This is a genomic window from Timonella senegalensis JC301 (assembly GCF_000312125.1).
In the GTDB taxonomy this organism is placed as follows: domain Bacteria; phylum Actinomycetota; class Actinomycetes; order Actinomycetales; family Cellulomonadaceae; genus Timonella; species Timonella senegalensis.
The window spans coordinates 680396-688636 of record NZ_HE978641.1 but is presented as its reverse complement, the minus strand read 5'-3'; the positions used below and the strand labels follow the sequence as shown (position 1 = coordinate 688636).

Here is an 8241-nt window from a genome sequence, read left to right as displayed (position 1 = left end):
AATCTATGTCTGGGACCCGTCAGGGTCCTCATCCCACTCTCACCCGTGCGCCGCCGGGGCATCTCGCCTCCCACTCTCGCCTGCTGCATCCCGCGCCGTACCCGTCCCGTGAAAGGTACAAGTTCGCGGAGGAGGGGAGTGGGCGGAGTGCGGTGCGGAGGAGGGGAGTGGGCGGAGTGCAGTGCGCGGAGTGGGCGGAGTGCGGTGCGCGGTGTGGCGCCGCAGACGAGACAGCAGAGCGGGCCCCCTTCAAATAAAGGGGGCCCGCTCTGTTATTGCCGCCGAGCTTTCGCGCAAACGCTGAGCGCCAGTTCCTTGCCACCGGGGACGTCTAGCTATCCGGCCTACTTAGCAAGGGGCAGCATCGGCCCGGACTAAGTAAACCAAGGACCGCCAGCCACCCGGACCAGTTGGCCTAGGACGATCATCCGACCGGGAGTGTCGGCTGCCCGGCCTACTTGGCCCAAGGGCTGTTCTTGCCACCTGGAGCCTCGCCGCGGGTCCACCATTTGGCGGTGTAGGTCTCGCCGTTATACGTGACCTGGTCGCCCTTGGTGTAGATGGTGTCGTTGGCCCAAGGCTGAAGCGCACCCGGGTCCACGGAGCACGCGGTGTACGTGGACCATGGGGTGTTCTTCTTGCCGTTGCCTGGGACGTCGCCCTTTGCGTACCACTGGGCCTCGAAGATCTTGCCGTCGAGGTACACCAAGTCGCCCTTCTTGTAGGTGGTCTGGGCGTTCCATGGGGAGGAGTTGGTGTTTGGCGTTGCCGAGCAGATCAGAGCGCCTTCGCCAGCTACCGGGCCGGTTGGCAGGCCGCGGAAGACCTCAGCGGACGCTGCGGAGAGCTCACCGTTGATGTCATTTCCGACCTCCCAGAAGTCCACGCCACCCAGTCCGAGGGACTGCGCGTACTTGGCCTTTTCCGCTACTGCGGTGGGGTCGTCGAACGACCAGTACTCGCGCTTGGCTGCATCGTACGCCCATGTGGCGTTGAACTTGCCGTCCTCGGTGTACTCGTGGTGGATTTCAAGGTCGTGAGACTTGAGCTGGTCCCATGTGAGCTGACCGATGCCTCCGCCAGACTCGGTCCATGGCTCTGGGTCTGCATCCTTCCAGCCTTGACCGTACCCGGCGAGTCCGATGTTCAGCTTGGCTGGGTCCACACCTGCGCGGGTGTAGGTCGAGATGATCGAGTCAAGTCCGAGTCCCCAGTTGTGTGCCGGGTCGCCGTAGATGTTGCCCTGGTGTCCAGTCTGTGCCGACCATCCGCCCCACAGGTCGTAGCCTTGGAGGTTTCCGTAGTCGAGGGAGTCCCATAGCTCAGCCGTGTTCCATCCGCCGGCCGAAATCACGCCGGGGCTGGCTGGCAGGAACGCTGAGATTTCGTAGTCGCGGCCGGTCTCGCCCTCGAGTGCGTCCAGCTGAGAACGGAGCTCTGCAGCGAATGCTATGAAGTTGGCCTTGTCGTTGGCTTCGTCTACGTGGTTGCCAACCTCCTGGGACCAGTCGGGCGCGCCCGGCCATTCCCAGTCGAGGTCGAAGCCGTCAAAGATGCCTGCCGCTGCACCCGCGCCGCCCTTGCCGTCGATGACGGGGAGGTTGCCGCGGATGTACAGGTCAACACAGGATTTTGCCAGCTTGGCGCGGCTCTCCGCGGTGGCTACCGCTGGGGAGAACGACTTGGACCAGGACCAGCCGCCGAGTGACACGTTGATCTTGAGGTCTGGGTAGAGGCGCTTGAGTTGGGCCAGTTGGTTGAAGTTTCCGGAGAGCTTGGACTTGGCGCTGTCTGCCACGCCGAGCACGGATTCGGACGCGGTGTAGAGGTGGAGGAAGTCGCTGTCGGCGTCTCCCGCTACTTCGGTCTGGCCTGCGCCCGGGGCTACCTGGTCGGAGATGAAGCAGGTGTATGGATCAACGTTGTCGAGACCCTTTGCCCCGGCCGCGCGTGCTGCGTCGAGGGCTTCCTGCGGTCCCGCGACGTTGCCGAACGAGTAGTTGATGTGGGTGAGGTTGGCGCCCTGCCCGGAGTCCACAAAGGTCCTCTTGACGGTTGCGCCGGTCTCACCGGTTGCCTTCCACTGGCCGTAATATCCGACGTTGCGGAAGCCGTTGATCGTGGTGGTTGGGGTGGGGTTCTCGTCAGTTGCTGCTGCGGCTGGGAGCGCGGTGAGCATTCCTGCTGCAAGAACTCCTGCGAGCGTTGCTGAAAATGCGGTTTTGTGACGCGAAAACACACAAACTCCTTCGGTTGTGGAAATCGTTACGACACCTGCTAGGACTCTTTTCCAAGGTGGTTGCGCGGGCGTTTGCGGGAGCTCGCGCAATTAGGAAGGATTCCTAACAAATGTTGCAACTATTCTGGCACGCGCTCGAGGACGGGCGGAAGAGATAGTCCGCTAGGTGGGCGCCGATCAATATGGGGAGAAGTGCCCGGAAACTTGTTCTGGTGGGGACTGTACCTAATCCACCCCATTTTTTGACGCCAGTGCATACGAAGAGGTGGGCGCCCCTTCGTTGTGACGCCCACCTCTGAGTACCCGACTATTGGGTAGGTGCTTATGGAGTTGTCCGACCACCATTGACGTTGATGGTTTCGCCCAAGATGTAACTGGACTCTGGTTGCGCCAAGAACACATACGCATGGGCTACTTCTGCCGGTTGACCAGCACGGCCAAGCCATGTGTCGTGCCCGAACGTGGGCAGGTCTTCTGGTGGTTGACCGTAACTCGGCTGGAGTGGTGTCCAGATTGGTCCGGGTGCTACGGCGTTGACACGGATGCCCTTGGGGCCAACCTGCGATGCCAATCCCTTGGTGAAGTTGTTGATTGCCGCCTTGGTGGAGGCGTAATCGAGCAGCTTCCCGGATGGCGAGTAGGCCTGGATCGATGTGGTGTTGATGATGGACGATCCAGCTGGCATGACCTTAAGGGCATCGCGACAGAGCGTGAACATCGCCAAGATATTGACGTCAAAGGTCTCCATGACCTGCTGGTCAGTGAGATCGTCTATGTCCTCGATTGCTACTTGGTGGCCCGCGTTGTTAACAAGGATGTCGAGACCCCCGAGTTCCTCTACTGCTCTGTTGATGAGCGAGTTTCGGTACTCACGGTCTGTGAGATTGCCTGGCAGATGAACAACGTCAACATTGGCATCGCGGAGGATATTTTCGATGACGTTTCCGTCTGGTGTTTCTTCGGGTAAATATGCCAACGCAACGTTGGCCCCCTCACGCGCGTAGGCGATTGCTACCGCAGCTCCGATCCCCGAGTCAGCGCCCGTGATGAGCGCCTTTCGGCCCGCTAGTTTTCCGGTTCCTTGGTAGGTTGCCGCCCCATGATCGGCTTGTGGGTTGAGGTCTACATCGAGCCCAGGTATTGGCTGGACCTCTTCCGGTGGGGAGATCTTTGGGTACTGGGTGCGCGGGTCTATGAGCCGTACATTTGACCCTGATGTGCCAGCTTCCGGATTGACTTGGCCGTGTTCCCCATCGCTTTCGTGCTCGGTGTGCGAGGTGCCCTGATCTGTCTGAGTTCCGCTTGTTCCGGTTCCTTGGGCGTCCGTGGGGGGTTCCACGTTGGTCACGAACTTGTCGGTGCTCGTGTTGTGCTCGGTTGAGTCGTGGTTTGGCATGTGCTTCTCCATCTCTCGTGCGGCTGACGTGCTGCCGCGCCGTTTCCGGCGCCCACACGCGTGCGTGTGGTTGACAGTTCTTTGGTTGGTATCTGGCTTGGCGATGACTCGCCACCGACTCAATCGTGACCTGAGTCGGCACATCGCGCAAAAGATGAGACCGTCTCGACCGAACTTTCCAGACGGGTGAAGAAAACTGCTTTTTTAGTTGCTTTGTCCACTTCGCAGGACGGTGAGATGTTGGGTGGTTCGGGTCATCGCTACGTAGATGTCCACAGCCCCGGCTATGCCGGGTGCGTCATCGCCGCAGAGAAACACTGCGTCGAACTCCAGCCCTTTGGCCAGTGTGGCTGTGAGCCATTTGATTCTCGACGATCGAGTCGCCTCGTCAGGCCCCACCTCCGCTGCGAGGGTGGCAAGTTGGGCAGGGGATGCGATCACGGCGGCTGTCCCTTCCTGGTGCTCGTCGAGCCATTTGGCCAAGAGAGTACTCAGTTGGGAGGTCTCTGCGTAGGCCACGGGGACGCCTGTGTGGCGGATTGAGGTGGGGACATCCGCGTCTGGGAGCACCGCCAGGATCACGGGGGCGGCAGCCTCCATGATTTCGGCCGGCGTGCGGTAGTTAACGGTGAGCGTTGCCATGCGGGGAGAGTTGATTCCCACGTGGGCGAGCCTTTCTTCCCACGACTCGTGGAAGCTGCTGCGGGCCTGCGCTCGGTCGCCCACGATGGTGAGGTTGTGTGAGGGGCATCGCCGTAGGAGCATCTGCCATTGGGCGTCGCTGAGTTCTTGTGCTTCATCAACGATGATGTGCGCGAATGGCCCGGCCAGCGGATCGTGCGATCCGTGCTGGGCTGCGGCGGAGGTTACCTGGGCTTCCGCGGCGAGTGCTTCCTTGAGGTCGTCTTGCCTGAGTTGTTGCACTAAGCCTTCGTGGTCAAAATCAGCGGCGATGAGCTCGTCGGCAACTTGTTGGCGATACTCCAGTTCCTGGTCGATGGCGGCTAGTTTGAGCCGGGCTCGAACATCCGCCTCTGGATCTCCCAGCCGGAACCGGGCGGCATCCACGAGCGGAAGGTCGGCGGCAGTAAACGGAAATGCGGTGCCTTCGGGGCGGGGTGCTGCGCGGAGAACTGCTCGTTCCTCGGGCGTAAGCCAGGGCGCGGCTAGCCGGAGGAAGGCCGGAACATCCCACAGGTCAGCCACAATGTCCTCGGCCGACAGGATCGGCCAGACCCGGGATACCTCCCTACGGACCAAAGGTGAGCGGGACAAAAAGGAGCGCAGTGAGTCCTGTGAATCGTCGGAAATCAGATCTGAGGCTTGGTCCACCAAGATGTCCACGAGGGTTTGAGCGATGAGGCCTAGGGCCTCATTGTGGGCGGTGGACACGGGGAGCGAGGCGAACGCCTCAGCCCAATCGGTGGGCGTCAGCGTGAGATCCGCCCACGGCGTATCGATGCTGGTGGGGGACGCGGGTGGGGTCTCGTAGAAGGCGATCGCCGAGTCGATGGCGGCCGTCCAGCGGGCATCGCCCTTGAGTTGGCCGGGCGTGGGCTGGTCGGCCACATTTTCTTCATCGAACGGATGATTATCGATCCGTTGGGCGTCGGACGGATCGATAATCATCCGTTCGATCGAGGTTGGGGTGTCGAGGGGGACGAGGTCGTTGAGGGTCGTGACCTGGACTTCCTCCTCACCGAGGCTGGGCAGGACGCTGGAAATGTAGGTGGTGTAGGGGTGATGGGGTCCCACAAACAGCACCCCACCGCTGCGCTCCCTCAAGCGCGGCTCTTTATACATCAGGTAGGCGGCCCGGTGCAGAGCTACCACCGTTTTGCCTGTCCCTGGGCCGCCCGAAACAACCAGCGGACCGCGCGCATCAGCACGTATCACAGCGTCCTGATCAGCGGCTATGGTGGCAAGAACATCACGCATGGTGTCAGTGCGGGCAGCATCAAGGCTCGCAATGAAGCTTGACTGATCGTCTAGGGCGCTCGCAGCCAGGGTGGCCTCGTGTGAAAGTGCCTCGGGGGAGAAGACCTCGTCCCAGAAATCACTGATCAGATCACCGGTCCAACGGTAACGGCGCCGGCTGACTAAACCCATCGGGTTAGCGTGTGTAGCCGCGAAGAAGGGTTCGGCGGCGGGGGTGCGCCAGTCCACTAGGAGTGGGTTGCCTTCCTCGTCGAGGATGCCGATGCGGCCTATGTAGACGGGCTCGGTGGTGGGCGCAGTCGGAGAGACAGGCTCGGGCACCATCCGGCCCAGAGCGAGGTCGATGCCGTAGCTGCTGAGTAGGGCAAGGCGGGACGACATCCGGCGGATCTCTGCGTCCCGTTCCACCACCTCTTGGCCCTCGTGAGCCCAATACGCTCGGCGTTCTGCGAGGCGTCGGCGTAGGTCATCTTCTTGCTCGGCTAGGTTAGCGGCTAACTGTGACAGGTGCTCTTGGTCCTGCTTGATGAACTGCGGCGCGGACTTTTCAGGTGGAAGGGTGGAGGCAAATACAGGGGTCGACATGGTGGATTCCTCCGGGCGGCGCGGGCATGAGAACGTCCATTGTGCGCCCCAAAGGGGGCCTTGCGGCAAGGGCCCCCTTGGCGTATATTCTGAAAAAGAGGGACGCCTAAGCGTCCCTCTTTTTCGTGCCCAAACTACGCCACTAGAACCGCTTTATGCGATCCTATGCGTCCGGAAGCGCGGTTCCGTCACCATACTGCCCGGTCACTGAGGGCCCCTGACCAGATTTACCTGGCTCTGCCAGTGGCGTGCCATCAGGTTCCTTGTCCCGGATTTTGCCAGTAACAGGCGTGTGGACCGCCTGCCGTTGGGCGATGGTGTTGCCTTGGTCGGTATCAGCGGCATGGGTCTCCACGCCGCGCGTATGGCTCGGTTTGGTGGCCTTGGTGACTGACGTGATGGGCTCTTCGCTGTTATCTGCCGGATTATGTGTAGTCATTCCTCGCTCCATTCCCAGCTCTGTCCGTGGCTACACCTGGTAGTTGGCGGAGTCAGGTGAGTCTGCTGAATCTGCTGAGCCCGCGGAGCGTGGTGATACGCCTGTGTGATGCCTAGGGATCTCCGTGCCGCCACCTCCAGGTGAGGTGGGATCCTTGTGTGCCGGGATCGTGGTTGTGGGGTTACCAGGTGAAGCGATCTCGTGCTCGTTCGGGTTCTCGTGGACGAAAGTTGGGTTACCCGGTGACGCTACTTTGTGCCCGTCTGGGTCGTCGTGAACTATGGATGGGTTTCCGGGCGAGACAGCTTCGTGGTCGCCAGTGTTTCTGTGAGACATCTGAGTACCTCTTTCCAAACGTGGGCCAACGGGTCGGTCGCGGGAAGCGCACCAGGTGCGTCGTCGCCAGCCTTACCGAACATCCGGATGCTCCGGATTGGTATTTCAACCCTTGCAAGGGAACGGCAGGCTCGCAACCGATAGGTGGCTGACCGTACAAGATGTGAAATGGGGCGGCTCGGCGTATATCTAAGAACACCGGTCGCAGGGGCGGTGCTTTGTCCGTGAGAGGGGGAAGTCTTGAGTCTGCATGATGCGTTGTCTGACGTTCACGATGTTTCAGCAAACAGGGGGCGATCTCGGCTACGTCGCACAATCTTGGTGTTGCTTGTTGTGGGCCTTGGAATTGCGGTTTCCGGAGTGTTCGAGCGTGAACGATCCTATGCGGGTGCGGGCGCCCTGGAAGGGGTTGAGTTTACGGCACCGCGAACCGTACGTTCCGGCAATGCGGTGGAGGTGAAGGCAATCTTGCCTCCTGAGGTGTTGTCTGAGTTGGGAGAGGCTAACGGAAAGCTCACATTCTGCGTGGATGCAGAGATCGTGGATGCGCTGGAGCATGTCTCGGTCAGCCCTCTACCCGTTGACATTCACAACTGCCCAGGCGGAACCGGGTATGTGGTACGCGGAGACGCTATATCGGAGGATGGCGAAGTCGCTCTGAGTGGTGAGGTCACGCCCGAGGCGCCGCTGCACATTGAAGGGTCGCTAAGCATATTTGCCGGGCCACCCACCGAGTCCGCAGACGTTGAAGGGAGGAAGCCGGGCGCTCAGTCCGACGTGAGCATGTGGAGGTTGCCGTAATGGAAATTGTGATTCGCTCTGCTGTCGCGTTCATAATCCTGCTGATCATCACACGAGCTTCCGGTCGTGGGACGCTTGGAGAACTCAGCGCCTTTGACCTGCTTGTGTTCATCACTATGGGCGATTTGATCCAGCAAGGCATCACCCAGAACGACACGAGTTTGGTGGGCGGGCTTCTTGCCGTAGGGACAATGGCCGCGCTCGCGGTTGGTTTCGGCTACATCAACACCAAGTGGCCCAACAAGGTAGGTTCCAAGATCATTGGCTTCCCGATTGTGGTGATCAATAGGGGCCAGGTTGTCTCCGAGGCACTGAGACGCGAGCGGATCAGTAGCGGGGAGTTGCTGGTGGCGTTGCGGCAGTCAGGCTATCTCCAGGTCGAGGACATCGAGATGGGCGTTTTGGAGCCGAACGGTAAGTTCTCCTTCTTCTCCAAGGAGGATCTGCGCTCGTAGGTGTACCGGCGGCCGCGAGGGCCCGGCCCCAGCGCGCCCTTAGATCCCCGAG

Annotated in this window: 7 protein-coding genes; 2 read left to right on the top strand and 5 right to left on the bottom strand. The window is 60.9% G+C overall.

Translation table 11 applies throughout. The features are described from left to right. Positions 1–454 precede the first annotated feature (454 nt). From HGSM_RS13555 to HGSM_RS02895, 5 genes are all read right to left on the bottom strand, one after another. Entirely contained in the window at positions 455–2239 is a 1785-nt protein-coding gene (locus HGSM_RS13555) for a glycosyl hydrolase family 18 protein (RefSeq protein ID WP_019147240.1), read from the bottom strand. Positions 2240–2561: 322 nt separating this feature from the next. Then, on the bottom strand, positions 2562–3635 hold the full coding sequence (locus HGSM_RS02910) for an SDR family oxidoreductase (RefSeq protein WP_019147239.1): 1074 nt from the start codon (positions 3633–3635) through the stop codon (positions 2562–2564). Between the two features lie 204 nt (positions 3636–3839). Then, the gene (gene helR / locus HGSM_RS02905) at positions 3840–6158 is read right to left on the bottom strand and encodes an RNA polymerase recycling motor ATPase HelR (protein WP_019147238.1); all 2319 of its coding nucleotides are present in this window, start codon (positions 6156–6158) and stop codon (positions 3840–3842) included. Positions 6159–6321: 163 nt separating this feature from the next. Continuing rightward, entirely contained in the window at positions 6322–6597 is a 276-nt protein-coding gene (locus tag HGSM_RS02900) for a hypothetical protein (protein WP_019147237.1), read from the bottom strand. Positions 6598–6627: 30 nt separating this feature from the next. After that, positions 6628–6933, bottom strand: coding sequence for a hypothetical protein (locus tag HGSM_RS02895; RefSeq protein WP_019147236.1), 306 nt, complete (start codon positions 6931–6933; stop codon positions 6628–6630). 240 nt (positions 6934–7173) lie between these two features. On the opposite strand from HGSM_RS02895, the gene HGSM_RS02890 reads away from it, so the two are divergent. Both HGSM_RS02890 and HGSM_RS02885 read left to right on the top strand, forming a co-directional pair. After that, positions 7174–7734: a hypothetical protein gene (locus HGSM_RS02890; protein ID WP_154646221.1), complete on the top strand. Its 561-nt coding sequence runs from the start codon at positions 7174–7176 to the stop codon at positions 7732–7734. Further along, positions 7734–8189: a DUF421 domain-containing protein gene (locus HGSM_RS02885; protein WP_019147234.1), complete on the top strand. Its 456-nt coding sequence runs from the start codon at positions 7734–7736 to the stop codon at positions 8187–8189. The genes HGSM_RS02890 and HGSM_RS02885 overlap by 1 nt, the downstream gene beginning before the upstream one ends. Positions 8190–8241: the final 52 nt, after the last annotated feature.